At 50.5% G+C, this 24742-nt stretch carries 22 protein-coding genes; 11 read left to right on the forward strand and 11 right to left on the reverse strand.

The features are described from left to right. Positions 1–250: 250 nt before the first annotated feature. Positions 251–1582 carry an ATP-binding protein gene (locus ACEW81_RS12575; RefSeq protein WP_373533337.1) on the reverse strand — a complete coding sequence of 444 codons (1332 nt, stop codon included), beginning with the start codon at positions 1580–1582 and terminating at the stop codon, positions 251–253. A 257-nt stretch (positions 1583–1839) separates the two neighbouring features. On the opposite strand from ACEW81_RS12575, the gene ACEW81_RS12580 reads away from it, so the two are divergent. From ACEW81_RS12580 to ACEW81_RS12590, 3 genes are all read left to right on the forward strand, one after another. Then, the gene (locus tag ACEW81_RS12580; RefSeq protein ID WP_373533338.1) at positions 1840–2955 is read left to right on the forward strand and encodes a TadG family pilus assembly protein; all 1116 of its coding nucleotides are present in this window, start codon (positions 1840–1842) and stop codon (positions 2953–2955) included. A 158-nt stretch (positions 2956–3113) separates the two neighbouring features. After that, positions 3114–4448 carry a vWA domain-containing protein gene (locus ACEW81_RS12585; RefSeq protein WP_373533339.1) on the forward strand — a complete coding sequence of 445 codons (1335 nt, stop codon included), beginning with the start codon at positions 3114–3116 and terminating at the stop codon, positions 4446–4448. A gap of 16 nt (positions 4449–4464) precedes the next feature. Next, positions 4465–4695, forward strand: a complete 231-nt coding sequence (locus ACEW81_RS12590; protein WP_373533340.1) for a hypothetical protein — start codon at positions 4465–4467, stop codon at positions 4693–4695. A 134-nt stretch (positions 4696–4829) separates the two neighbouring features. Here the strand turns inward: ACEW81_RS12590 and ACEW81_RS12595 are convergent, their stop codons facing one another. The 5 genes from ACEW81_RS12595 to fsa all read right to left on the reverse strand — a co-directional run bounded on the left by ACEW81_RS12595 (position 4830) and on the right by fsa (position 9920). Continuing rightward, positions 4830–5882, reverse strand: coding sequence for a MerR family transcriptional regulator (locus ACEW81_RS12595; protein WP_373533341.1), 1053 nt, complete (start codon positions 5880–5882; stop codon positions 4830–4832). A 140-nt stretch (positions 5883–6022) separates the two neighbouring features. Continuing rightward, a complete protein-coding gene (locus tag ACEW81_RS12600; RefSeq protein ID WP_373533342.1) occupies positions 6023–7138 on the reverse strand; it encodes a M50 family metallopeptidase in 1116 nt (371 codons plus the stop codon). A gap of 182 nt (positions 7139–7320) precedes the next feature. Beyond that, positions 7321–8508 (reverse strand): DUF1385 domain-containing protein, encoded by a 1188-nt coding sequence (locus ACEW81_RS12605; RefSeq protein WP_373533343.1) that lies wholly within the window; start codon positions 8506–8508, stop codon positions 7321–7323. Positions 8509–8645: 137 nt separating this feature from the next. Continuing rightward, positions 8646–8879, reverse strand: a complete 234-nt coding sequence (locus ACEW81_RS12610; protein ID WP_373533344.1) for a hypothetical protein — start codon at positions 8877–8879, stop codon at positions 8646–8648. 378 nt (positions 8880–9257) lie between these two features. Next, positions 9258–9920 (reverse strand): fructose-6-phosphate aldolase, encoded by a 663-nt coding sequence (gene fsa, locus ACEW81_RS12615; protein ID WP_373533345.1) that lies wholly within the window; start codon positions 9918–9920, stop codon positions 9258–9260. A gap of 451 nt (positions 9921–10371) precedes the next feature. On the opposite strand from fsa, the gene ACEW81_RS12620 reads away from it, so the two are divergent. The 4 genes from ACEW81_RS12620 (at position 10372) to pyrH (ending at position 14508) form a co-directional block, all read left to right on the forward strand. After that, a complete protein-coding gene (locus ACEW81_RS12620) occupies positions 10372–11526 on the forward strand; it encodes a hypothetical protein (RefSeq protein WP_373533346.1) in 1155 nt (384 codons plus the stop codon). A gap of 272 nt (positions 11527–11798) precedes the next feature. After that, on the forward strand, positions 11799–12617 hold the full coding sequence (rpsB, locus tag ACEW81_RS12625) for a 30S ribosomal protein S2 (RefSeq protein ID WP_373533347.1): 819 nt from the start codon (positions 11799–11801) through the stop codon (positions 12615–12617). A gap of 60 nt (positions 12618–12677) precedes the next feature. Then, complete coding sequence (gene tsf, locus ACEW81_RS12630) at positions 12678–13616, forward strand: translation elongation factor Ts (protein WP_373533348.1); 939 nt, start codon at positions 12678–12680, stop codon at positions 13614–13616. A 139-nt stretch (positions 13617–13755) separates the two neighbouring features. Beyond that, positions 13756–14508: a UMP kinase gene (gene pyrH, locus ACEW81_RS12635; protein WP_373533349.1), complete on the forward strand. Its 753-nt coding sequence runs from the start codon at positions 13756–13758 to the stop codon at positions 14506–14508. A 24-nt stretch (positions 14509–14532) separates the two neighbouring features. Here pyrH and ACEW81_RS12640 read toward each other — a convergent pair whose 3' ends face one another. Both ACEW81_RS12640 and ACEW81_RS12645 read right to left on the reverse strand, forming a co-directional pair. After that, a complete protein-coding gene (locus ACEW81_RS12640; protein ID WP_373533350.1) occupies positions 14533–14730 on the reverse strand; it encodes a hypothetical protein in 198 nt (65 codons plus the stop codon). 220 nt (positions 14731–14950) lie between these two features. Further along, on the reverse strand, positions 14951–15412 hold the full coding sequence (locus ACEW81_RS12645) for an SRPBCC family protein (RefSeq protein ID WP_373533351.1): 462 nt from the start codon (positions 15410–15412) through the stop codon (positions 14951–14953). Between the two features lie 119 nt (positions 15413–15531). Here ACEW81_RS12645 and ACEW81_RS12650 point away from each other — a divergent pair, with 119 nt between their 5' ends. Then, on the forward strand, positions 15532–16344 hold the full coding sequence (locus ACEW81_RS12650; RefSeq protein ID WP_373533352.1) for a matrixin family metalloprotease: 813 nt from the start codon (positions 15532–15534) through the stop codon (positions 16342–16344). Positions 16345–16498: 154 nt separating this feature from the next. Beyond that, complete coding sequence (locus ACEW81_RS12655; RefSeq protein ID WP_373533353.1) at positions 16499–17317, forward strand: hypothetical protein; 819 nt, start codon at positions 16499–16501, stop codon at positions 17315–17317. A 145-nt stretch (positions 17318–17462) separates the two neighbouring features. On the opposite strand, the gene ACEW81_RS12660 is transcribed toward ACEW81_RS12655, so the two are convergent. Beyond that, a complete protein-coding gene (locus ACEW81_RS12660; RefSeq protein WP_373533354.1) occupies positions 17463–18629 on the reverse strand; it encodes an acyl-CoA dehydrogenase in 1167 nt (388 codons plus the stop codon). A gap of 368 nt (positions 18630–18997) precedes the next feature. On the opposite strand from ACEW81_RS12660, the gene ACEW81_RS12665 reads away from it, so the two are divergent. Then, positions 18998–19651, forward strand: a complete 654-nt coding sequence (locus tag ACEW81_RS12665; RefSeq protein WP_373533355.1) for an MBL fold metallo-hydrolase — start codon at positions 18998–19000, stop codon at positions 19649–19651. 80 nt (positions 19652–19731) lie between these two features. Here the strand turns inward: ACEW81_RS12665 and ACEW81_RS12670 are convergent, their stop codons facing one another. Further along, positions 19732–22968, reverse strand: a complete 3237-nt coding sequence (locus ACEW81_RS12670) for a PAS domain S-box protein (RefSeq protein WP_373533356.1) — start codon at positions 22966–22968, stop codon at positions 19732–19734. A 259-nt stretch (positions 22969–23227) separates the two neighbouring features. Here ACEW81_RS12670 and ACEW81_RS12675 point away from each other — a divergent pair, with 259 nt between their 5' ends. Next, positions 23228–24115, forward strand: a complete 888-nt coding sequence (locus ACEW81_RS12675; protein WP_373533357.1) for an SDR family oxidoreductase — start codon at positions 23228–23230, stop codon at positions 24113–24115. Between the two features lie 31 nt (positions 24116–24146). On the opposite strand, the gene ACEW81_RS12680 is transcribed toward ACEW81_RS12675, so the two are convergent. Continuing rightward, the gene (locus ACEW81_RS12680) at positions 24147–24668 is read right to left on the reverse strand and encodes a nucleoside 2-deoxyribosyltransferase (protein ID WP_373533358.1); all 522 of its coding nucleotides are present in this window, start codon (positions 24666–24668) and stop codon (positions 24147–24149) included. Positions 24669–24742: the final 74 nt, after the last annotated feature.

The following is a 24742-nucleotide window of genomic DNA, read 5'->3' on the forward strand; positions in this document are numbered from 1 at the left end:
GTCCGGCAAACCAACCATCCAAAACCCATCATCTGTTAAAAGCGGGGACAAAGAAACGCTAGCCAATTTTCCAGTTTGCTTCAGCATAGCGGGCCTCCCCCCATTAAAGAATTAGCCAATCGGGCCATTCCTACCCCCTTCCCCACACACCCAAAAACCGAATCAGGCAGGTCAGGAAAAACAAGCCACAATGGCCCCTCGTTCCGGGAGGCGCAACGGGTCAGGGTCTACTCTGAAAGAGTAGGGCCGATCAGTCGCTGCCCATGGCCGCAAAGTAGTTACGACAAGCCATATCCAGCATGGCCTCAGTTAAAACAGGCTGTGTTTTTTGATAAGAAGCCGCGTTTAAAATCTGCTCCAGAATATCGCGTGGCTGACAGCCCCGGAAGGGTCGTTTCCCCACATAGTGATTCTGAATCAAATAACTCACCTTGGCATCATCGTAAGCCACTTGGTATTTTTCACACAGCATTTTAAAAATTTGCCTGAACTGGGCCTCGCTGGGGTCTTTTACATGAATTTTATAGGGAATCCGCCGCAGAAAGGCATCATCCACCAGCGATTTAGGATCCAGGTTGGTGGAAAAAATAATCAGCTCATCAAACGGCACTTCAATTTTTTGACCATTGGGCAATACCAAAAAATCCATGCGCTTTTCCAGCGGCACAATCCAGCGATTCAGCAAATCAATATGGCTCACCCGCTGCCGACCGAAGTCATCGATTAAAAACACCCCACCATTGGCCTTCATTTGCAAGGGGGCTTCCGATATCTTGAGAATGGGGTTGTACTTGATTTCCAAAGCGTCCATCATCAGCTCACCCCCCACCATCACCGCCGGACGCTTGATTTCCATCCAGCGCTGATCGTACTTGGCCATCAGCGGGTTTTCCTGTGGCACCGGATCATGGTTCTGGGGGTCATACAGCTGTAAAATCTGACCTTCCACAAATAACGATTTGGGAATAAAGATATCGTTGTTAAAGCAAAGGGCCAGTTTTTCAGCAATGGACGTTTTACCGTTGCCGGGTTCCCCGTATAAAAACAAGCCCCGGCCCGAGTTAATGGCAGGCCCAATGGTATCAAACAGGGCCTCATCAAAAATCATGTCCCGAAACGCTTCAGAGAGTACCGCGTAATCGGGTTTTTCGTTGCGAATGGACTGCGCCTTGACCGCCTCCAGATACGTTTCAAAGCGAACCGGCACCGCCCCGGCGTAAGCGGAGATATCCCGAGCCATCATGGCTTTTTCCTGGCCCACTTCGCTGAGCATATACACAAAATCGCCCATGCCCACGTTATTTTTGTGCAAAACCAGCAAGCGACTTTTCAGGTCTGCCAAAATAGTTTCCACCAGAGAGAAGTGCAAACACAAGTCCATGGCCAGTTCTCGCCCGGTCATGGCCCCTTTGGCCAGCATAATTTTAAAAATCAGTTCTTCCACCACCACCTGGGCCAAACCGGTTTCGGCCAGGGTTTTGGGAATAGCCGGTACAAAGCGGCTGGCCGGAGCAGGAATTTGCACAGTGGGGGCCGCAGGCAGATTGCCCATTGCGGCTTGATAACTCTCCAGGGTGGACATGGGGCATGTATTCCTCAAAAAAACAAAAGGGGGACTTTTCGACCCCAACCTGAAGCGGGGCCATGTTCATTCGTATTAATAGGCATATGCCACCATTGCTTCATTCAAAAACCAATGTTAAAGAGAGTTAAAGCAAGCCCATCCATTCAACACATTGGTTTTAAAAATGGCAAACGGTGGCATAATAAGCTATTAGATAGGATTGGATTGGCTAGCTTGGGCCAATGGGCATGAGGCGTTGTATCGGGAGTTCGGTCATGATTATTAAAAAGTGCAATCGTTCCTTTAAGAAAGGGAACTTTACCATTCAATTAATTGGCTTAATTTTTGTTGGCCTCATGATGGCCGCCTTTGCGGTGGATTTTGCCTATTACTTTGCCGCCCAGAATTTACTGCAAACCAGCGCCGATAGTGGTTCTTTGGCCGCAGCCACAGCCCTTTACCGGGATACGGAAGTTGACCCCGCCGCCAAGTTAAGCAACGCCAAATTCGCCGCACAGGATCTGGTTCAGGAAAACACGCCCGAACTGCGACTGGCTGAAGAGGATGTGACCTTTGGTTTTATTGATCCAGCCACCAAAACTTACAACGCGGCCAGTTTTACCATTCCCAGCGTCAATCCCGATTACAGCCTGACCAACGGATACAACGCGGTTCGGCTGACAGTGCGACAGGCCGAAGGTAGCCTTAACAAACCCTTGCCCACTTTTTTCGCCCGCCTGTTCGGGGTGGATCATATGGATACCGGGGCGCAATCCATCGCCCTGATTGATCAAACCGTTAACGGTATTACCAACGGGGGATTACGCCCCATGTACGTTTGCGAGGCCCAATTCAAAAAAGCCATGGAAGATGGCGTTCCTGAAAATAACGTGGTTCGCATTTACGGCGATCATGTGGAAGTGGACGGGGTTCAGAATCAGGCCGGTTGTCCCGAACTGGGTTCCGGCAACTGGGGTTTTGCCGACTTAAGAAACTGTAGCCCCGATGCCGTAGGCAGCAGCACCATTCGAGACTGGTTTGCCACCGGCTTTCCGGGCACCGTAAACGTGGGAGAATGCTACAGTAGTAGCCCCGGTAACTTCATTTCCAGCGCCAGCAACGAGCTGGACAAACTCATCAGCAATAAAACCCTGTTTCCGCTGCCCCTTTACGATAGCTGGTCTGGGGGAGGCTCCAACACCAAAGTGAATGTAAGCGGGTTTGTGGGTTTTAAAATGACTGGCTACAAGGCCAATGGTTCTGCTGATAGCCGCTATATTGAAGGCCGCTTTTACCGGCACGCCTGCAAACAGGGATGCAACACAGGGGGCGCAGCCGCCGGAAGTACACCCGGTGGCTCTGTTGTTAAAATTCGGCTGGCCTCTCGTTAAGGCGACATAACCTCTATACCCTCACCTCCTCAAACCTGTTACAGGGTCTTTACAAGCGCGTTTGCTCAGGTTTGAAAAGTTTTAGACCGAGGCATTCTGCTTACAGTTGAAGTGGTTTGAAGTGGATTAGTACTAAGAACGTTATAGAGGTGTTACCCATGCAAGCAGCCAAACGGCGATCTTATGCTGGCGGGTCTGCCATCATTTTAAGTATTGGAGCCTTGATGCTGGGGCTAAGCGCATCGGTAATGGCCATTGATTTGCCCTATTACTTTGCCACCCAAAATCAGTTACAAACCGCCGTAGATGCCGCCGCACTGGCAGGGGCCACGGCCTTGCCCACCGGTGAAGCAGAAGCCTCCGAAGCCGCTTTGGAACTGGCCGCCGAAAACCCGGTGGGAGGGCAAGCATTGAGTGAGTCCAACCTCAATTTTTCGGTTGATAAAAGTAAATTTAAAGTCACCGGCGAAGTCTATATACCCACCATTATGGGAAAGCTGCTCTGCGCCCTGAGCGGCAACGGTGGCGGGAAAGAACTGGAAGGTGAGCAGGTGGAAGGCGGCAATGCCGGAAACTCTGGTGAAGCCAGTTGTAACGCCATGAAAGTGGTAGCCGGATCCTCAGCGGCCCCAGCGGCCCGAGACACCATTTTGGTCATCGACACCTCCAACTCCATGGATGACCTGGGAAACAACCGCCCCATGAAAGACATTAAAACAGCGGCCAATAAGTTCATCAGTATCATTGCAGCCTTGGACAATGAGTCCGTGGATCGCATCGGGCTGGTGAGCTTTGACCAGACCGGTGCCAAAGAGATTGGCTTAACATCGGCCAACCAGTCTCCCAGCTTTACAGCCGTTAAAAACAAGGTAAATGGTTTAAGTTTATTTAGCGGTGTGGGCTGGAACACCAATTACGAACCGGGCCTGAAACTGGCCCTGGATGAATTACAAAGCAAGGGCCGCAAAAACGCCAGTAAAATTATTATTTTTATGACCGATGGCATCCCCAACCTGCCCGCCCCCGACAGTTATTATTCCTACAACTATCGGGAACCCTACCGGAAGTGCATCGATCCGGTTAACAACTCTCAAGTGGTCAGAAACCTGTGCTACACCAGAAATGGTCAAAAAATTTGTCCGGTGTTGCCCAACGATGCCATTAAAAACAGCATGATCCCGGCCTCCGCCGTGCAATGTACCAACACTTATGTAGACGCCATGGAAAGCAAAACCAACCTGCAAACCGAGCGGGCCAAAACAATGGGGGTCACCATTCACACCATTTCCCTCTACGATCCTTATCTGTCAGGTAATTCTCAGGATATTTTTCGCCGGTTGCTGAAACAACCCACCTGGCGGCCTGAACAACTGGACTTTATGGCCCAGCGTACCGAGGGGCAACAGTACGAGGCAGCCAACTACGATTCTAATCGGATACAGGAAATTTATGAAACCGTGGCCCAGGATATTCATGTGCGATTGACCAATTAAGGAGCCTTTGCCCATTATGCTTAAACCACAGAAAACAACCCGCCTCTTCACCCGTACATCACTGGCCCTGTTGTTTGCGGCCATGGTGATGCTGGCCCAAGCCCATCTAGAACCGGCTTACAGCGCCTTGTTAGACGGCCTTGCGACCACCCCCATCGCACCCTCTCAAAATGAGAATGAGCCGGGCGGCGAATGCACCGATGCCGACGGCGACGGCCAATGCGACGCGGATACCGACAAAGAATAAGCAGAGGAAATAAGCACAAGGCCCCCCCCGATTCACTGCACCCCAACCACTGTTAAAAAAACAGCGGACCTGATCGACTGATCACGTCCGCTGTTTTGATATGTTTTAACAGAACTAGCCCTGAGGCAAAAACCTTACAGGCTGCGCTGACAGGTTACCCGGTACACGGCCTTGGCCACCGGCACCCCGTCCAGAATATACTCGGCAATCAATTCGCCTTCCAGGGTTTGCTCATCCATATAAGAAACCATCAGCGTTTCATCACGCTTCCACAAATTGTTGGTTTCATACTGGTAGCTGGTGTTAATAATGGCCAAAGCGCCATAAATGCGGGAAGGGCGCTCTGAAACCCGAAACAGGCGAACCCGTTCCGGCTCAATGTTAATGCCAAAATTATCGTAAACCACTTCCACCAAACTGCCGGTTTCCATCCAGTCACCCCGAAACTTATCGGCGTCAAAGGCGGCGTGCATGGCCTCAATTTTTTGATCCCGCTGCTGCACCTGTTTGTGCAAGGTTTCATTCAATAATTTCTGACGCGAAATTTCTTCCTGCTTGTACTGACTGAGCTTCTCTGCGTCAATCAGTTGCTTTTGCAAACGAGCTTTATCGTCCAGCAGTTTAAATTTCTCGTTTTCATTAAAATTTTCCCGCAACTGGGTCATTTGCAGGGTCATATCCCGCACTTTTTTGTGGAATAAATTATTGGCGCTGTACAGGTGCGAGTTCAGTTTTTCGGTTTCCAGCAACTTTTTATAAAGCTGATCTTTTTCCTTGTTAAGCTTTTGTACCAGATTCACCACGCTGGCAGCGCCACTGCCTAACTCTCCGGGTCGGGTGGGCCGCTTGGGCACTGAGGCGTAAGCGGATTTTTGCAGCACTTTGGCGGAAGCCGACTGAGCGCCAGCATCCCCGGTTGGCGAAGCAAAGGCAGGACGGACTTCTCTGGGTTTTGAATTTTCCAGCGGCGGCAGGCTAATGAGTTGCCGAATTTCCTGAATGGTGCGCCCCAGGGTAATGTGCTTTTTAATGTTTTTGAACAAATTAACGTGATGCGGACTGTATTGCTTGCGGCCATATTCGTCCACCGGAATTTCCAGGCTGAGTTCTTTTTCCCATCCCAGAAGGTCAGCCTCGTGTATATCGTACTTTCGCAACGACTCTAACGCGGTATCGACGGTGTACAATCTGATGTCCCCTATATTTTGCTGTGCTCCCACTCATCCTATTATAAAGGATGGCGGCGCTCTGTAAATATTACGCTCGTCATATCCTCCAAACAAAGGACATGATGGCCTCAAGGCGAATACGTCTTTTACCCGTGGACTTAACTGCCGGGATTGATAAACACGTTATAGACGTCGTTGCCCAAAATAAACACAATCAGGGCCAGTAAGCCCATAAAGCCATACTGGGTGAAACGCTCCCGCACTTCCTGCTTAACCGGAGAGCCCTTCACCGCTTCAATCAGCAAAAAGAAAATATGCCCGCCATCCAGCGCCGGAATGGGCAACAGGTTCATTACCGCCAAAATCACGCTGATAATGGCCGTTAACATCAACCCGGTCTGAATCCCATTTTGATCAATCATGGCAGCGCCTTGCTTCACGATGCCAATGGGCCCCGCCAACTCTTTCAGCGCCATTTGGCCCGTAAACAACCGACCGAACGCCTCAAACTGCTTTACAATAACCGTACCCAAAAAGGAGGAGGTTTTAACTGCCCCATCCACCGGACTTTTCAAGGCATCGTAGCGCTGCACGGCGGCCAACTGAATGCCAATGGTACCAGCCTTGTTCGGGGTTACGGTCAAGGCACGGGTTTGCTTGCCCCGCAGCACTTCAACCTCAATGGGGCGGGTGGCGTTTTCCTTGAACACCGCCTGCACATTCTTTACCATGGCCATGTAATCTTTACCGGCAATGGTTTGATTATTAATGCTTTTAAGCTCATCGCCCTTTGCAAAACCAGCTTGAGCCGCCGGAGCAGAGGCGTTGGCCACTCCCCCAATCATCACCCTGCGTTCGGCCTCGCCACTGGGATAACCCCAGGCCATAAACACCACAAACATCAGGGTCCAGCCTAAAATGGCGTTGACCGTCACCCCGGCCACCATCACCGCAAAGCGGGACAATAAAGGCTGATTCTCAAATCGCTCTGGAGAATCCTTGGGCAAGGGGTTTTCAGGATCATCATCCGCAAAAGCCACATAGCCCCCAAACAAACAGGCATGAATACAATATTCCACATCGCCTATTTTTTTGGACCACAGGGTAGGGCCAAACGGTAGGCCAAAGCCAAAGCGCTCTACCTTTATTCCGCATTTTCTGGCTACAAAAAAGTGTCCCATTTCGTGGGCAATGATTAAAACGCTGATGAAAATCAACATCATTAAAATGGAGCCGAACTTGGAAATGTCCGGGATAGCCAGTAATTCATACATGGTGGTACGGGCGCCTCTTTTTCATTAAAACCGGATAATGCCTGCGACACACCTCAGGCGGCGGGTAAAATGCCACTTGTTTCTTAAAGGGGATTGTTTCCATTCAACAAGTAGACTTTTATTCTACCAAATCCAAGCGATTAAACGGCTCATTTCAAAAATGGATGCCCCCAAACACGGCATCAGAACGCCGATGACCAGCCCAATCCGGCCAGCAACCAGTCCACCAGCCAGAACCCCGCCGCGAAGCCAGTCATCATTTGCAATAAGCCCGCCCCCCATAACCGTCGCCAAAAAGAAGGGACGCCGTGGGGACGTTCTGTAAAGCGCTCAAGCAACTGATGACCCGCCCGAATGCCACTGGCCAATTGCGCCCAAGAAGGCGTTTTGGTGGTGAAGTGCCTTTGCAACCAAAGCCCCATCGGCCTCCAGAAAGAAAAGACCAGCCAGAACCACAACGTGGCATACAACAACAAACCCAAACCGCTCAAACGCGGGTTGGCGTAAAACAACGAAATGGCGGCAATCTGCAATCCACCCAGCAAAGCCACCAGGTTGGTGCCGCACCGCTGATGTTCTCTGGGTTGGGTGCGAACCATAGGTTCAGTTAATGCCAAATCGGCTTCAATGGCGTTAATGGTCATATGTTCGGCGGCATGCAGACCCGCCAAAGGGGTCAACCGCAGTAACCCTAGCAAACAAGCCAGCAACAGCCCGCCCTGCAAAATGGTTTGCTCACCCACCGGTAAAATTTGAACCGGCGGATAAACCAGAACCAGCACACTAAAAAGCGCCACCGACAGCAAATCCAGAAAGGGGGCCAGTATGCCAAACAAAAAACCGGCGGCCACCAAACCCGGCCAACCGGCCCCGGCCATGTAATGCCCAGAAGTCATGTAAACCCCCAGTGGCGTGGCCAGCCCACCCACTCGGGGTGGTCGCAAGGTGCCAGATTTCAGCCGTATCAGCCGGGGCAAACTGGCGCATTTACCAGTATAGCGGCCTTTGGCATCCACCAAAGGCAGCATCGCTTGCTCACAGGAAGCAAACCGATAGTTCACCTGCTGCAAGGTTTCATTGGCAGAAACCTGACAAGGCATCCACGCCTCTGCAAAAGACTGAAGCCGCGCCTCATCTGGCTGTTTCCAAAGGTGTGCCAGATCGCCACGCCCAATCACAGCCAAAGGCTTTCGCTTTGGGCCTATTAGCACCACAAAGTCCAGGTTTAACAGCAATGCGCGAAGCTGGCCCATAGCGATATTTCCCTGAACGGCAGGCACCACCTCGGCAATCACATCAACACGCAGCCCTTGATAACGAGGGCTTAACTCACCGTTTGCATTGCCGGGTTGATGAACGGACTGTAACAAGATCATGGTATCCCACTGGTTGGGTGGCTTTATTATAATCCGCAGGTCCCCGTTTTGATACCCAAAAACAGGAGTAAAGCCCCGCAAGGCAAAGCCAGCGAGACTTTAAAAGGTGATATATCCGTTAAATTAGACGCCTAACTTACTTTTAAGTTCGCGGCTAACAACAACCGGTTCAGGTAGCTCATATGGCGGGGAGGGCCTTCCAGGCGTACATTAAATCCCCGAATCTCGTTATTATCGGCATAAATTGGATCAATTGAATTGATGGCCACTTTTTTGGCTTTTTGCACGTATTTATTGAGCAAGCCAATCTGATGAGTCACTCGCAGGCTTTCCGTCACCAGCGATTCTGGGGTCGTTGTTTCCATCGACACACACCTATTGCTTCTTGATAGTCAGGAACCGGGTCACAGTACTTTTCTTACGTAAAACAGGAACAGCGGCAAAACGCTATGTCTACTACTAAACATAGCAGTTGCTTCCTCTCAGTTCTATTATACTAATAGAGGATTTTTTGCGTTTGGCTTGTAACAAAATTACACGCAAATTTACATAACTTCGTACAGACCCAAAGTCAATGTGTGTATTCAATTGTTGGATTTTACAAACGACCCGGCTTGCGCCGAAAGCAACGTTTCCCCTTGCGACTTTAACTCAAACTCTTGCGACAGGCTCCTTTAAACAAAATTAACCCCAAACGACAGGAAAGCCGGGGTTGAGCAATTGTCTCCCCGGCCCATTTAACGCTAAACAGCCAAGGTGGCGTTCAGCTTATCCCAATCCGCTTTGAACAGGGACATACCCTTTTCAGTCAGCGGGTGATCATACATTTGCTTCAACACTTTGAACGGAATGGTAGAAATATCAGCGCCCGCAGCAGCGGCCTGGGTAACGTGCAATGGATGCCGAATGCTGGCGGCCAGAATTTTGCTGGCAAACCCGTGCTGGCGAACCAGATCCACAGATTCGGCAATCACTTGGGTACCATCAAAACCAATGTCATCCAAACGCCCCACAAAGGAGCTGATAATGCTGGCCCCGGCATTGGCGGCCAGTAACACCTGATTGGTGGAAAACACCAGGGTTACGTTGGTGTGAATGCCCTCTTGGGCAAACCACTTGACGGCTTTCATCCCTTCTACGCAAAAGGGAACCTTGACATAAATATTGGAAGCCCAGGTGGAAAAGGCCTTGCCTTCTTTAATCATTTGCTCGGCGGTGTCGCCCACCACTTCCATACTCACCGGGCCATCCGGCACCAGTTCGCAAATTTCACGAATCACACTTTTCACATCGCCACTGCCGTTTTTGGCCAACAGGCTGGGGTTGGTAGTAACACCAGAAATCACGCCCATGGCGGCGGCTTCACGAATTTCTTTCAGGTCGGCGGTATCAACGAAAAGTTGCATAGTGGCTATGAGTCCTTTTTTGATGCATTTTTAATTTAAAAAATAAAGATTTAATTTTTCAGCCTTGCTTTTTTTCAGCTCAACTCGAATTTTTATCGCTTTTTTTGAGTGGTCGTTTTTTGTTAACTTTGTAAGTTAGGCCGCTTACGGTAAGTCCCACACAAAGCCAAAATATCCTAGCAGAAAATCATCTACGACAAAAAGGCGTCGGTAAAGTTTTTCACACGATCCGGCCAAACAGCCGCGCTTTGCGAGCGTTTCATCAATACAGGAACGGCTCTAGGACATTCAGGGGATAACGCTGGGATTGCGCTTAAGGTAAACTGTGAACAGGGTTCTGTTTTAGTACCTATACGAACAAATGACGAACAAAATCGGTTTGGCTCGTCTGTAGAAAACAGAATCAGCCCGTCCGGCGGCATCAATGTTAAAAATGTGGAGTCCAGGCGCTATGAGCAATAAAACCATCCATACGCAACCGCTAATTGCCGCCACGCTAGCCTTGGCCCTGGCTTCTTCCGGTTTATTGGCCTGGACCCCAACCGCCCAAGCCCAGGATGCGGGTCAAACCGTATTGAAGGGCGGGGTTATCAAAACCAAAAAAACCATTACCAGCCCCACCGTTAATGAAAACGACATTAAGGAAATCCCGCCCGGCACCACGCTGGATATGGTAATTTCCACTGCCGTAACCACCGGTGTGAACATTGAGGGCGACGAATTTTTTGGCAAGGTGAGCAAAGACTACACTGTAGACGGCAAAGTGGTCATCCCCAAGGGCACCATCGTGCATGGACTGGTATCCGAAATGGAAGGCCCCAAGCGGGCCGGACGCAATGGGTATATCAGCACCAAGTTTGATTATATGATTACCCCGGACGGGCGGGAAATTTCCATTGAAGGCAAAAACACCACCCGAGATTCCAAAGCCAAGGCAGCGGCCAAAGTGGTGGGCCGAGCCACCGGCTTTACCGCAGTAGGCGGCGTGGCTGGGGCAGTTATGGTTTTAAAATATGGCGGAATGGCCGCAGTGGCAGCCTCTGAAGGTTACGCACTGGCTGGCGGGGCCGCCGTGGGTGGTGTGGTGGGACTCACTGCCGCCATGCTGACCAAAGGCAAAAACGCCATGATTCAACCGGGCGCCGAAATTCGGGTAAAACTGGCCGAAGATTTACACCTGCCCACCATGAATATGCCGGATGCCTCAGCCGATAACTACGCCTTAGAGGGGCTTCAGGTTAAAGTACTGGGCATGCGCTTTGATAATGACCCTTTCGGAGAACCCACCGAGATTAATTTAACGCTGGATGTGACCAATCACACCGAAAATACGTTTTCCACCTTTGAAATCGGGCTGGAAGACGAGCATGGCAACATGTTTTACCCCTCTCCCTTTGGCGATACCGGCATGTGGTTCAACAAAATCACTCCCAATGCCCATGTAACCAGCAATATTACCTTTAATGTGGACAACGTTAAAACTGACCACAAACTGGTCTTTTTCAAGCAATACAGCCGGGAACCTCTAGCCAAAATCGCGCTGACCGATGCCATGGCGACCCCTAAAAAAGGGCAACGCAAAACCGAAAAAGCGTCGAGCCATTAAGTTTTAAAACCGCCATCCGTCCACACCCCAGCCGTATCACAGCACCCGCTATCACCCAGGGCGGGGACAACCGGCGCTTGTGGAAATTTTTTCAGTATGTAATATAGTGTGACCCCGACTACGAATTTGCCTGCCTTTATTTTTGTTTTTAACGTTTGTGTTTAAACAGAAAAAATAAAGCCCAAAAAGCCAATTCGTTGTGAGGCACTATTGCCTATTGGTATCGTCTGTATCACCCACGTGAGACTTATTTGAAGGAGCAAGAACCACATATGCCAGTCGCATCACTACAAGAGTTGCTGGAAGCCGGCGTCCACTTTGGTCACCAGGTACACCGCTGGAACCCCAAAATGAAACCCTATATCTGGGGCGAACGCAACGGCATCTACATCATCGATTTAACCAAAACCAGCCACCTCTTGGACGAGGCGTATGAGTTCATGAAAAAATCCGCTGCTCAGGGCAAAAAGATTGTTTTCGTTGGCACCAAACGCCAGGCTTCCGACATTGTAGAAGAAGAATCCACCCGTTGCGGCGCATACTTCATCAACAAGCGCTGGTTGGGCGGAACCCTCACCAACTTTGAAACCATCCGCACCCGGGTTAACAAGCTGCGTGAACTGGAAGAAATGCGGAACAACGGCCACTTTGAGCGTTTGGGCAAAAAAGAAGTCGCCGTATTGACCCGCCAACTGGATAAACTGGAGCGCTCTTTGGGCGGCATTAAGGAAATGCGTGGCATGCCTGATGTGCTGTTCGTGGTTGACCAGCGTCGGGAATCCATCGCCGTTCAGGAAGCCACCAAAATCGGTATTCCTATCGTCAGCATGGTAGATACCAACTGCAGCCCCGACAACATTAAATATGTGATTCCCAGTAACGATGACGCCACCCGTTCCATCCGCCTGATTTGCAAGAAAATGGCCGATGCGATTATCGAAGGCAGCGCCAGTCGTGAAGATCACGTTAACAAAATGCGTAGCGGCCAGGCCGGTACCACGGTTAGCGCTGAAGAGATGACCGGGGAAGCCGCCGCCGCTCCTGACGCTGAAGCGCGTGAAGTAGTGGCAGTGGCCAATCAGGAAGGTTAATGCCTTTCGGTGATTGCCGACCCTGTGACTTATTAAATTTTTTAAAGGAATGAATCCAAAATGGAAATTACAGCATCGCAAGTAAAAGAACTGCGGGAAAAAACCGGGGCTGGCATGATGGATGCCAAAAAAGCCTTGGTGGAAGCAGGCGGCGATATGGACAAAGCCGCTGAAGTCCTGCGTCAAAAAGGGATTGCCACCGCTGAAAAGAAAAGTGGCCGTACGGCTGCTGAAGGCCAAGTGGCTGCCCTGATTTCCGCCGACGCCAAAACCGGCGCCCTGGTGGAAGTGAACTGTGAAACTGACTTTGTGGCCAAGGGCGAAGCCTTTTTAACCATGGTTAGCGAAGTCAACAAGCAAGTACTGGAAGACGCGCCTGCCAGCGTGGAAGCCTTGTTGGATCAACCCAGCCAAGCTTTGGCTGGTAGCAATGTGCAACAGTACGTCACTGAAAAAATCGCCGCCATTCGGGAAAATTTGAGCATTCGTCGCTTTGTGCGCTACCAGCGTGAAGGCAACGGGGCGGTTCACTCCTACATTCATACCGGTGGCCGGGTGGGCGTATTGATTGAACTGAAAGCCGGAAAGCCTGAAACCGCCAGCAAAGATGGCTTCAAACAGTTGCTGAAGGATTTGGCGATGCAAATTGCCAGCGCCTCCCCCGACTTTGTGACCCGTGCTGATATTGATCCTGCCGTTATTGATGAAGAAACCCGTGTGGAAATGGGCAAAGAAGATTTGGCCAACAAGCCGGAAGAAATCCGTCGCAAGATTGTAGATGGCCGGGTGTCCAAAATTTTGGGCCAGCGTTGTCTGATCGAGCAGCCTTTTGTGAAAGACCCATCCCAGTCCGTGGATGACATCATCAAGGCCCGTGCCACCGAATTGGGCGACAACGAGGTTGAAGTGATTCGCTTTACCCGTTACGCCCTGGGCGAAGGCATTGAGAAAAAAGAAACCAACTTTGCCGAAGAGGTGGCAGCCGCCGCCCGAGTGTAAAGCTTCTTATTAAAAAAGCCCCTCCTTTTTACCGGGAGGGGCTTTTTTTCAGACAGTCTTTCCTTTATTTAAATAGCGTCCCTATCATTGAAGACCAGCGAGCGTTAAAATGACTATGACCCCAACAGAAGCCGAGATTATGAACCAACCCAGCCCACTCACCCCCAAAGGCATCAAATACCAGCGAGTGCTGCTTAAAATTAGCGGCGAAGCGCTGATGGGCGATCAAGGATTCGGCATCAAGCCGGAAGTCATCAGCCTGGTGGCCGATGAGATTGTGGAAGCCGCATCGTTGGGTTGTGATGTTGCCGTGGTAGTCGGCGGCGGAAATATTTTCAGGGGCGTACAAAACTCCACCAAGCTGGGCATGGATCGCGCCGCTGCCGATTATGTGGGCATGCTGGCCACCATTATGAATTCGTTGATCCTGCAAGAAACGGTTAAATCCAAAGGCATGCAGGTTCGGGTAATGAGCGCCATTGGCATGGATCGCATCGCAGAGCCTTATATTCGCCTTAAAGCGGTTCGGCACCTGGAAAAAGGACGTGTGGTTATTTTTGCGGGCGGCACCGGCAATCCGTTTTTCTCCACCGATACCACTTCTGCACTCAGAGCCGCCGAAATTGGGGCCGATGTGATTATGATGGCCAAAAACGGGGTAGATGGGGTGTACGATAAAGATCCCAAGCTTTGCCCGGATGCCGTTAAATTTGACACACTGACTTACGATGATGTGTTGATGAAAGACTTAAAAGTAATGGATCAAACCGCAGTGACCCTTTGCAAGGAAACCCGGTTGCCCATTCTGGTGTTTGACTTTAACCGTCACCGGGCCATTACCAAAATTTTGCAAGGCGAAAAAATAGGGACCTACATTGGGCCCCTATCCTAAAAAACCGGTATAAAGCGCAGCCCGTTACAGGGCTGTATTTCGGGATAAATGGCGATCAAACGATTTGCGCCCCTCATCGCGCAATGCATCGGCTGCGATTTTAAGGCCTTTGCGCTCGTAAGACAGCGCCCACTCAAAAAAGCGCTTGGCTTCTCGAAGATCATCCGATTCAAACACGTTCATGTTTACATTGAATGCCAAATCATCCATACCATGCTGCATGCGATTAACCTCTACTCAATCATCCAACCTTAAATAAAGCGCTTCAAAGCACTTCGCCCCAAGGAACAGTCTGATGTTACCCCAATAAATATCGAAAGGATGAGTTTATATTAACTCATCTCAGTGGTTTTGAGAACCTTATTGTAAGGAAAACAAGAATTTCACTTGCATTTCGCATTTGTTTCAACAGCTAAAACAGGGGGCTTCAGAAGCCACTCGCTTACTCTCCGCCAAAAAACTCGGTAAGCATGCGTTCACGGTAATCAAAAACCCGTTCCATTTGAGCCCGAGCGAAAAAGCCGCCCACTTCCCCAAACGGCCAAAAGGGCAAGGCGTAATGGATGGTGTCTCGCACCTCCACCCCACCTTCTACAGGCTCAATGGCGTGTTTGTGATGCCAAAAGCTGAACGGGCCGTTTTTCTGCTCGTCAATAAAGTAGTGAGGGGCCTGAGCCTGGGTGATGATAGACACCCAACTAGAGGGAATCAGCCCGTAAGGCTGGATTTTATGCAACAACACCAGACCCGGATAAATTTGTCGAACCTGCTCGTAGCTCTGGTCCTGAAAATGCACCCATGGCGGGGTTAAAAGCGCCAAATTAGAAGGATTGGAAAAAAATGCCCAGGCCACATCCTGAGGGATGGGTAAAAACTGGGAACGAATCAGGCAATGAATTTTCATACTTTTATTTTGCACCATTTTCACAGATGGGGCTAGAGCATTGCTCATAAACATTGAAAAATTCAAAAATAGAATCTGAAAAAATCAAAAAACCAACCTGCCACGCCTATAATAAAGAGATGGAAAGAACGTATCTCAATGACTGCCTGAAAGATGGCCTGACGGTTCGCTGGCCAGACTCGGCCATGCCCATTAAAATTTATGTGGCGCCCTTTCGCTGGTACGAAAAATCCAAGCAAAACGAATCTTACGCCTATAACCAAATGGTGTTTGAGGCCTTTGATTTGTGGAGTCGGGTTTCAGAAGGGCGCATCCGGTTTCAGCAAATGGCCCAGCTGGACGGCTCACAAATTGATGTGAGCTGGCGGCGGGTGGATCGCAAGTCTCTGGGGCATTGCCAGTACATGGTAAATCCACAATCCCTGATGTATTCCGCCGAAATCAAAATCGGCATTTCAGATGGGCTGGTACACGGTCAATACAACGACATGGACGAGGTGAAGCACACCATTGTGCATGAAATCGCGCATGCCCTGGGCTTAATTGGCCATAGCGACGGGCCGGAAGACATTATGTTTGTGCCCCATCAATACGGGGTCACCAGCATTTCCCCCCGTGATATTGAAACGCTGAACACCTTGTACAAACTGCCCACCGCCTTTGATTATCAGGCCGTGGGGCGCAAGTTTAAACTGAAAGAACCCTTTACCATCCATGATGTGCTGAACAAGCTGGAAGGGCGTACCGAGGAAAGCGGGCGGAAAATTGATTTCATTCCCCCACCACCGCCGGAAAACCCGGAAGTGCTGATGAGCCAGCACGATATTTTAAGCCAAATGGGCAAATTTCATTTGGCCACGCAAAATATCAAGGTGGACCCAAACCTTAAAAAAATGTTTATCACCCAAAAACGAAACCCGCCTCCCTCCTAGCCAAGCCGTTGCGCCGCTCCAGCGGAAAAAGAAGGTGACAGCACCGCCGAGGGCCGGTTAAGCAGGTTCACATTCATATTCTTTAACAACCACTGAAGAATCTGCCTGCCTTGTCGATAGCTAAGGGACAGACTTGTTTTGAAAGGGTTCCTGCATGCTGAGCAAGATTTCATACCCCGGCAATACCACCGCAGAATACGGCATTGTGCTGGGCCTGCTGATAGGCTTGGGCATTTATGGGTTAAATGTACTGGGCCCAGCCATTAACGGCAACCTGAAAGAGGTTGCGGCCACCCAGGGGACTCTGAGCATTCTCAGCCCGCTGGGTAGTGGATCGCCCGGTAAAAGTAGCGCCCCCAAAGCATCGAGCCAGCCCCCTGAAGAAGCCTCCAGCCACCCTGCGGGTAACGGCGGCAGCGGCGGAGCCAGTAATCCTACGCTTAACATCGCCACGCCCGACGCCACCCAGGTAACCCCGCAAGTGAGCGGCAGCAATGGCAGTTATGTGCAGGCCATGACCCATAACGCAGGGCAGTTACTGAACATTGCCGAAAAATACAAAGACAAGGATCCCGAAGTTTACGAAATGATTATTAAGCTGGGGCAGCAAGGCCAAGCGGTCGCCAACGCCATGAATACTTCCGCTGGCTCAGCGTCAATGCAGGATGAAGTGATTAGCGACAGCAACTCCGACATGTTTGTGGGCATGTTTTCCGCCATGAGCGCAAGCGCCAGCATTGATTTTAACCAGCAATCAAATGACTACCGCAACTTCTGGGGCTTAACGGTCAAAAACTCTAAAGATTTCCAGAGTATGAGTCCGGCGGATCAGGCCATCGTGCGCAACCTGGTTGAAAGCAGCAATCAAGCAATGGAAAGTTTTCGACCAGTCGATTCCGATGCGGAACAAACCGCTGCACAAGTGAATCAGGATAATGAAGAAATCGAAAACTGCGGGCGAGGCGGTTGCTAGCGGCAGCCGTTCAACCGAGTTTTTTTGATGGCTCTTTGAATTGCCCCTACATGCCAGTATGCCCCCCAAAGGCCTGAAAAGGGGAAGGACGCAAATACACCCTTCCCCTGAAAGCCCCAGAAACCTGACGCTTAACCCATCGAACTCAGCTCAAAATATTGCGGGCGATAACCGTGCGCTGAATTTCGGAGGTGCCTTCCCCGATTTCGCACAGTTTGGCATCCCGCAAATAGCGTTCCACCGGGAAATCCTTGGTATAGCCATAGCCGCCATGAATCTGAATGGCGGAATTGCTGGCCCGCATGGCCACTTCAGAGGCGTACAGTTTGGCCATGCTGGCTTCTTTGGTAAACGGCAGACCGGCCAGCTTTAAGCGTCCGGCATTGTACACCAGCAACCGGGCCGCCTCAATTTCCATAGCCATATTGGCCAGCATAAACTGAATGGCCTGAAACTCGGAAATGGACTTGCCAAACTGCTTGCGTTCCTTGGCGTATTGCAAGGCTTTATCCAAAGCACCTTGGGCGATACCCACCGCCAAGGCCCCAATGGAAATACGGCCGTTGTCCAGGGTTTGCATAAAGTACTTAAAGCCTTTGCCTTCTTCCCCAATCAAGTTCTCAGCGGGAATTTCGGCTTTATCAAACTGCAAGGTACCCCAGTCGGAACCCCGCATGCCCATTTTTTCATCTTTAGAACCCAGAGAAAAGCCCGGCGTGTCCTTCTCGAAAATAAAGGCGCTGATACCCTTGGTGCCTACGCCCTTTTGGGTCACTGCCGTGGCAATAAAGGTTTCCGCGTAATTGGCGTTGGTAATAAAAATTTTGTTGCCGTTCAAAATATAGTGATCGCCCTGCTTCACGGCCGTGGTTTCAGTGCCGCCCGAATCAGAACCGGCGTTGGGTTCAGTCAGGCCGTAAGCCCCCAGTTTTTTACCCGAGCATAAATCGGGCAAATACTTTTGCTTTTGGGCTTCATTGCCAAACAGAAAAATGGGCATCACCACCAAAGAAGTGTGAGCGGCCAGCCCCAAGGCGGTGGAAGCGCAAACACGGGCCAGTTCCTCAACCGCAATGGCGTAACTCAGATAGTCCGCCCCACTGCCTCCGTACTGCTCGTCTACGGGCAGGCCCATCAGTCCCAGTTCAGCCATTTCCTGAAAGGTTTCCACCGGAAAACGGCAGTTTTTATCGATTTCGGCAGCCCGTGGCTCTACCGATTGAACGGCAAATTCCCGAACCATATCCCGAATCATACGCTGCTGTTCGGTTAAACCCCATTTGTCCTGGCTGACGTCAATTGTAAGCGCCATCCTGCCTCCTTATTTCACTTCAATGATTTTCTTTCACTCGATTCATGTCATACCGAAATGATCGATCCCCGGTAGATTATTGAGCCGGATATCCTAAAAATTGGCCTATTGCTATTTTAAGGCCGAAAAGCGGAATTAAACCACCCAACCCCGGAATCTGACCCTCGTGATAACCCCTTCGCTGGAGAAGAACCTCATTACTACTATACCTGCTCAAGCCATCAACTCAATCACCTCCTGCCAAATAAATGAAAGGCCGTGCGCCAGGTTTGCCAAACGGTCGCTGCTTGTCTATGCTGATTGCAACACCGCCTTGTCAAAATACCCAGCCCTAAACCAGCCAGCTGATCATTAAGGGAAGAGAGATTATGCAAAACCAACCCGGCAGTTCCCTGTTTATTAAAACCCTGCCCGTGGGGCCGTTGCAATGCAACTGCACCATTATTGGCGATAAAGCTTCCGGGCAGGCCATTGTCATCGATCCCGGCGGCAACCCCGAAAAACTGCTTCAAATTTTGGCGGATGAAGGGCTCAGTGTGAGTCAGATTATTCATACCCACGCTCACTTTGATCACTTTCTGGCATCCGGGCAAATGCACCATAGCACCGGAGCCCCACTGTGCCTGCATAAAAATGACAAACCCTTGTGGGAAAATCTGGAAATGCAGTGCCAACGCTACAACATTCCTTTTCAAGCGGTCCCCCAACCTCACCACTGGCTAGAGCATGAAGAAACCTTGAAACTGGACGCCGTAACGGGGAAAGCCCTGTTTACCCCCGGCCACACCCCCGGCTCCATGAGCTTCTGGTTTGAAGCGCCCAAATTGTTAGTGGCCGGGGATACCCTGTTTAAGGGCGCCATTGGGCGTACCGACTTATGGGGCGGCGATTACCCCACCATTGAGCGTTCCATTAAAACCCAACTTTATACACTGGATGAAACCGCCACCGTAATTACCGGCCATGGCCCCAGCACCACCCTGGGAGATGAAATGCGGCATAACCCCTTTGTCAGGGCCTGATATCAGCGCACTTGTCAAAGTGGAGGATATCAAAAAAAATTCCATCACCTCGTGCCCAGCGCCAAATCTCCCGGCAGCTTTTATTGCAGTCCGGCTTGATGCACCGGCAAAGTCACCACAAACGTAGCGCCCGCTTCAGGCTTGCTTTGGGCAGTGACTTCCCCGTGATGGCGGTTAACGATTTTTTGAACAATGGCCAGCCCCATGCCGGTGCCACTGTATTCATGCTCCCCATGCAAGCGATCGAAAATGGTAAAAATACGGTCCAGATGCTTTTCATCAAACCCAATGCCCTCATCCTTGACCCGGATTTGACAATGCGTATCAGAAACAGGCACGACGGATACCTCTATTACCGGCCCTGTACCGGGTTTATGAAACTTCAGGGCGTTATCAATCAGGTTTTGTAATACCTGTTGCATCTGCAATCTGTCGGCGTCAATGGTCATCATTTCCCCTATGGAAACCTGAGCGCCAGTTTCATGAATGGTTTCCTCCAAATCAGAAAGCACCTCCTGAGTAATTTCCATCAGGCTGACAGGCGTAAAAGGTTGCCCCCTGCGAGTCACTCTGGACAGGGCCAATAAATCGGTAATCATGCCCTGCATTTTGCCAGATGCTTTCTGAATGCGATCTACATAATCCCGGCACTCCTCAGACAAATCATCTCCGAGTGCCGTGCGTAAAAACTCGGTGAATACGATTACTTTTCGCAAAGGGGCCTGCAAATCGTGAGAGGCAACGGTGGCAAACTGTTCCAGCTCCGTATTACTCACTTCCAACCGGCTGGCGTAGTTTTTCAGATTTTGCTCGCTGGCCTTTAACTCCTGGGTCAAACGTTCTCGCAGGGCTTCATCTCGCACCCCCACAATAATATTGGCGCAAGCCACCAGATAAGGTTGTAGCTCTTCGGCCAGCGCCTCATCATATCCGCTGGATCGATTGGCGATGCCGATCATGCCTACCATTTCGCTTCCCTTGTACAAAGGAAGCCCCAAAAAAGCCCTTAACGGCGGATGCCCTTTGGGCAATCCCCCACGGCGGGGATCCTGAGCGGGATTGTTGGAAAAAACCGGTTTCCCCGTCACCATGACCTGCCCAAACAGCGTTTTCAAATTATGAAATTCCATGCCTGAGTCAATCGTTTCCTGATAAAGGCGGCGGGTTTCCTCGTTCCAGGAAATATCGGTTAAAAAGTGCGTTTTCAGGTAGGGCTGCTGCTCACTATCGTGCAACACCTCACCGATAAACCCATATTCACTGTCTGTATAAGCCAGCAAGCGGTTCAACAGTTCCTGAAACATTTCCCAGTTATTGCCACTGGTAATAAAGTGGTTTTGAGCCTGACTGATAATGTGAATGAGGTTATAGCTTTTTTCCAGCTTTCGCATCATTTGTTGTTCGTGCTGGGCCAGCTCCATCTGGTAAAAGGCGGCCCCCAAATAGTTAACCACATCACCCAGCAACGCCAGATCCTCGGTGGTCCACTGGTTGGGCTGGGCGCAGTGCTGCAGATTCAAAGAACCGTAATGTTTGCCCAGATACTGAATACCCAGACGAACATAAGCCACAACCCTAAACCGTTCGCTCCAAACCTGACGAAACGCTTGCATGTGAGAGGCCACCGTTTCATCTGACAGACCGTTCAATCGAAAAGCGCGCTCTATCAGATTTAAAAAATCTTCTGAACTGACCACCGGACGTTTTAAGCGCTTGAAATAAGCCGGAACGTAAGTTTGAAGACAAGATTCCAGAGCCGGGGGAAACTTTGAAAAATCAAAGGGCTGAATGGCGGAAGAAGATAAATACTGATTGGAAATTTTAAGGCCGTTGTCACCGGGCTCTGACCCCGATGGGTAATAAATAATCATGACCCGATCCGCTTGAAATCTGGCCCCGATAATGCGAACCGCCTCATCCATCACCGACTCTATACTGTCACTGCGAGTGGCTATTTCCAGAATTTCCCGGTTCAGTGATTCCCGATCCAGCCTTTTTTCCAAAGCCCGCTGAATTTGCTTGCGAGGGGAAATGTCAAATACCATAGTGACAGCAACATCAGGATCTTCCTCTAACAAGCGGGCCGACGTTACCAACACATCCAGCCGGGAACCATCCTTTCGGATGTATTCTTTTTCAAAAGGCTGGCAAGCGTCCGATGTTTTTATCTGCTGAATGGCGTTGGCGCAAACGGCCCTGTATTCGGGCGGGGTCAAGGTCCAGATATCAAGCGCCTGTTGCGTCAATTCCTCTCGACTGTAGCCGGTCATAGCCATAAAAGCCTGATTACAATCCAGAATTTTGCCATCCAGCCGAAGGTAAAAAATCCCAGCCAAATTGGCATCCATCATCCACTGGGTACGGGCGGTGGACTTCCTTTCCTCGGTCACGTCAACGGCAGCCATCACGTAACCCGAAAACTGCTCTGCGGGCTGAAAGTGAGGGGCGCCAGTATTCATCAGGTATCGAACCAGACCATCATGACGAATGGCCCGATACTCAAACGTAAAAGGCACTTTTTGAGGAATGGCACGCGCATAAACATCGATCAACTTTTGGCGATCCTCGGGATGAACCACTTCCATCCAGCTTTTATAGAGTAAATCATCGCAAGAGAGACCCGTAAAATCCTGACACGCCTGGTTATAATAAACAGCCCGTCCCGTTTCATCACAAATACAGATTAAAACCGGCACGGCATCCGTCAGGGCCCGAAACCGACTTTCAATATCCTGTCCTTTCAAACTGGATGACTGTATTTCAGGATTGCCACTGGCCAGCCGAACCTGGGACTGTAGCACATCTCCCAATAAATAAGCCACGGATTGTAAAAAGCGCAATTCATCCGACCTGAAAACACGATGCTGAACAGACCCCATTTCTAACACCCCAAAGCAGGCCCCGCCACTAAAAATGGCAACCGCCGCCGCAGTGTTTATATGCTCATAATCCGGCCCTGGCTGAAAACGAGGCTCCGCTCCCGTGTTGGGCATAACCACCACCCCGGCGCTTTGCAAGGCCAAGCCTGCCAAACCACCATAACCCACCGGCAACAATTCATTCAGCAAAAGCGCATCCGACAAACTATCTGGCCAGCCCTCAGCCGCATTTAAAATCCAACCGCTAGCGGATGAACCTTGCAATAACCGACAGGCCTCTACTGGTAAAGCCCAGGTTATCTGATGAGCCACCTCTAAAAACAATTCCGTCAAATCGGCGCCCAAAAGGGCCGCATGACTCAGGGATGACAAGACGTGTTGCTGTCGTTGAATGGCCTCCAGAACCTCTTGTAACGCCGCAACCGTCATTTCATTCATACTGGGGCAGCCTGAATAGATAGCCCCTGTTTCAGCGCCTGCCTTCTCAAAAACAGAAAATGCTTTTTTGGATTTCTTACTCATTGCTTTCGCAGGTCAAGCTCAATCTCTCAAAAAAACCCATTTTGAACCAACTGATATTTACTAAAGCATAAAGTGTTGAATCAATAAATTAGCCACCCTGTTCAAAGGTTATATTGTGGCGTATGCTGGGTTGGAACGCCTTCCCTGAGTTTTCAATCGAGAAGTTCTGAATTGAATGTTAAACCGCTCAATCCCCGGCCATTGTCCACCCAGCCAAAAATCAATCTTCATCAGTGGGGCTTCCTCCGGCATCGGGTATTGTTGCGCCCAAACACTGGCTGAACTGGGTCATCAGGTTTTCGCCGGTTTTCGAAACCCAACGGACGGAGAAGCCCTGCGAACACTGCATCCCGGCATTATCCCCATTCCACTGGAGGTGACCAGCAGCACCGCCATTGCTCAGGCGTTTCACTTGATTGAAGAGCAACTTCAGGGAGCGGGCTTACACGGACTGGTGAATAACGCGGGCATTGTGATCAGCGGCCCACTGGAACTGGTGCCCATTGCGGAATGGCGACATCAACTGGATGTTAATTTAATTGGCCAGATTGAAGTAACCCAGCGTTTTTTGCCCCTGCTACGAAAAGGGCGGGGACGCATTGTGAATATGGGTTCGGTGGCGGGCATCAACGCCCTTCCCTTTGTTTCGCCTTATTCCGCCTCCAAATTTGCCTTGGCGGCCATTACGGATGCCTTGCGTGTGGAGCTGAAGCCTTGGGGCATTCAAGTGGCCCTGATTGAACCGGGGAGCGTGTCCACCCCCATTTGGCGCAAGGCCCGGAACATATCCAATGCGGTTCAGCACAAACTTCCCGAGGACTTGCGGCAACTCTACGCAAGCGCCTTAAATCTGGTTGAACAGGCATCGAAACAGTCCGAAAGCCGGGGCATTCCCCCGGAAGTTGTGGCCAGGGCGGTGGTGCATGCCTTAACTGCCCCGCGTCCCAAAACCCGCTACACCCTGGGTAAAAACGCCTTGTGGAGACGCCCCTTTTCCTGGCTGCCCGATACCCTTCGGGACACACTCATCGCCGCCAAAATAGGACTGCCTACCGGCGAGTAATCAATCCTCAACATCGCCCTGAAAACTATAATTACAGCTTGTGCGGGGCGAAATAACGATTGAGGATGGGAATCAGGCGATCCGGGAATTGCTCATCGTCGTGAGGGGCCATCACAATGCGGGAGCAAAACTGGGGAGAGGCCAAGCGCTGCAAGGTACCACACCGAATCAGCTCCGGCACCAGCGTATTTTGAACCGCCACCACATTCACCCGCCGACCCAGCGCGTAACCCACTTCAAAGGCGGTTAAGGGATCAAATTCCTCGCCATAATAAACGGCAATTAGCAAATTGGCCTTGTTAATGGCGTCCATACAGGCTTCCGTCATCAACAAATCCAAATCGGTTTCACGATCCCCGGTCAATTTCATATCAGCCCGTGGTTGCCAGTCTCGCAACGAACCGTTTTCAGCCAACTCAGGACGAACCTCTTCCGGCATAAACAAAGGGTAATTGTAGGCCCGCACCAACTTGGCAAGCCTTTGATTAAAGGCCCGTTGCTCAGCATGCTCAAACGGGGCGGCCAGATAAACCAGTTCTGTAAAACGTAGCATTTTCCGAGTTTACCGGAAAAACTCATTTTTGAAAACCAGAGCTTCAGGGCTGTTTTCAAAAAAGGCCCCCATCA

Origin of the sequence: Vampirovibrio sp. (assembly GCF_041737375.1) — a bacterium.
In the GTDB taxonomy this organism is placed as follows: domain Bacteria; phylum Cyanobacteriota; class Vampirovibrionia; order Vampirovibrionales; family Vampirovibrionaceae; genus Vampirovibrio.

Bases quoted from the DNA above. Each gene is read 5' to 3' on its own strand.
- tsf (WP_373533348.1), top strand. From the start codon at position 12,678: ATGGAAATTACAGCATCGCAAGTAAAAGAACTGCGGGAAAAAACCGGG.
- ACEW81_RS12620 (WP_373533346.1), top strand. From the start codon at position 10,372: ATGAGCAATAAAACCATCCATACGCAACCGCTAATTGCCGCCACGCTA.
- fsa (WP_373533345.1), bottom strand. From the start codon at position 9,920: ATGCAACTTTTCGTTGATACCGCCGACCTGAAAGAAATTCGTGAAGCC.
- ACEW81_RS12575 (WP_373533337.1), bottom strand. From the start codon at position 1,582: ATGTCCACCCTGGAGAGTTATCAAGCCGCAATGGGCAATCTGCCTGCG.
- ACEW81_RS12600 (WP_373533342.1), bottom strand. From the start codon at position 7,138: ATGTATGAATTACTGGCTATCCCGGACATTTCCAAGTTCGGCTCCATT.
- ACEW81_RS12680 (WP_373533358.1), bottom strand. From the start codon at position 24,668: ATGCTACGTTTTACAGAACTGGTTTATCTGGCCGCCCCGTTTGAGCAT.
- ACEW81_RS12610 (WP_373533344.1), bottom strand. From the start codon at position 8,879: ATGGAAACAACGACCCCAGAATCGCTGGTGACGGAAAGCCTGCGAGTG.
- ACEW81_RS12665 (WP_373533355.1), top strand. From the start codon at position 18,998: ATGCAAAACCAACCCGGCAGTTCCCTGTTTATTAAAACCCTGCCCGTG.
- rpsB (WP_373533347.1), top strand. From the start codon at position 11,799: ATGCCAGTCGCATCACTACAAGAGTTGCTGGAAGCCGGCGTCCACTTT.
- ACEW81_RS12640 (WP_373533350.1), bottom strand. From the start codon at position 14,730: ATGCAGCATGGTATGGATGATTTGGCATTCAATGTAAACATGAACGTG.
- ACEW81_RS12650 (WP_373533352.1), top strand. From the start codon at position 15,532: ATGGAAAGAACGTATCTCAATGACTGCCTGAAAGATGGCCTGACGGTT.
- ACEW81_RS12645 (WP_373533351.1), bottom strand. From the start codon at position 15,412: ATGAAAATTCATTGCCTGATTCGTTCCCAGTTTTTACCCATCCCTCAG.
- ACEW81_RS12670 (WP_373533356.1), bottom strand. From the start codon at position 22,968: ATGAATGAAATGACGGTTGCGGCGTTACAAGAGGTTCTGGAGGCCATT.
- ACEW81_RS12655 (WP_373533353.1), top strand. From the start codon at position 16,499: ATGCTGAGCAAGATTTCATACCCCGGCAATACCACCGCAGAATACGGC.
- ACEW81_RS12660 (WP_373533354.1), bottom strand. From the start codon at position 18,629: ATGGCGCTTACAATTGACGTCAGCCAGGACAAATGGGGTTTAACCGAA.
- ACEW81_RS12590 (WP_373533340.1), top strand. From the start codon at position 4,465: ATGCTTAAACCACAGAAAACAACCCGCCTCTTCACCCGTACATCACTG.
- ACEW81_RS12585 (WP_373533339.1), top strand. From the start codon at position 3,114: ATGCAAGCAGCCAAACGGCGATCTTATGCTGGCGGGTCTGCCATCATT.
- ACEW81_RS12675 (WP_373533357.1), top strand. From the start codon at position 23,228: ATGTTAAACCGCTCAATCCCCGGCCATTGTCCACCCAGCCAAAAATCA.
- pyrH (WP_373533349.1), top strand. From the start codon at position 13,756: ATGAACCAACCCAGCCCACTCACCCCCAAAGGCATCAAATACCAGCGA.
- ACEW81_RS12580 (WP_373533338.1), top strand. From the start codon at position 1,840: ATGATTATTAAAAAGTGCAATCGTTCCTTTAAGAAAGGGAACTTTACC.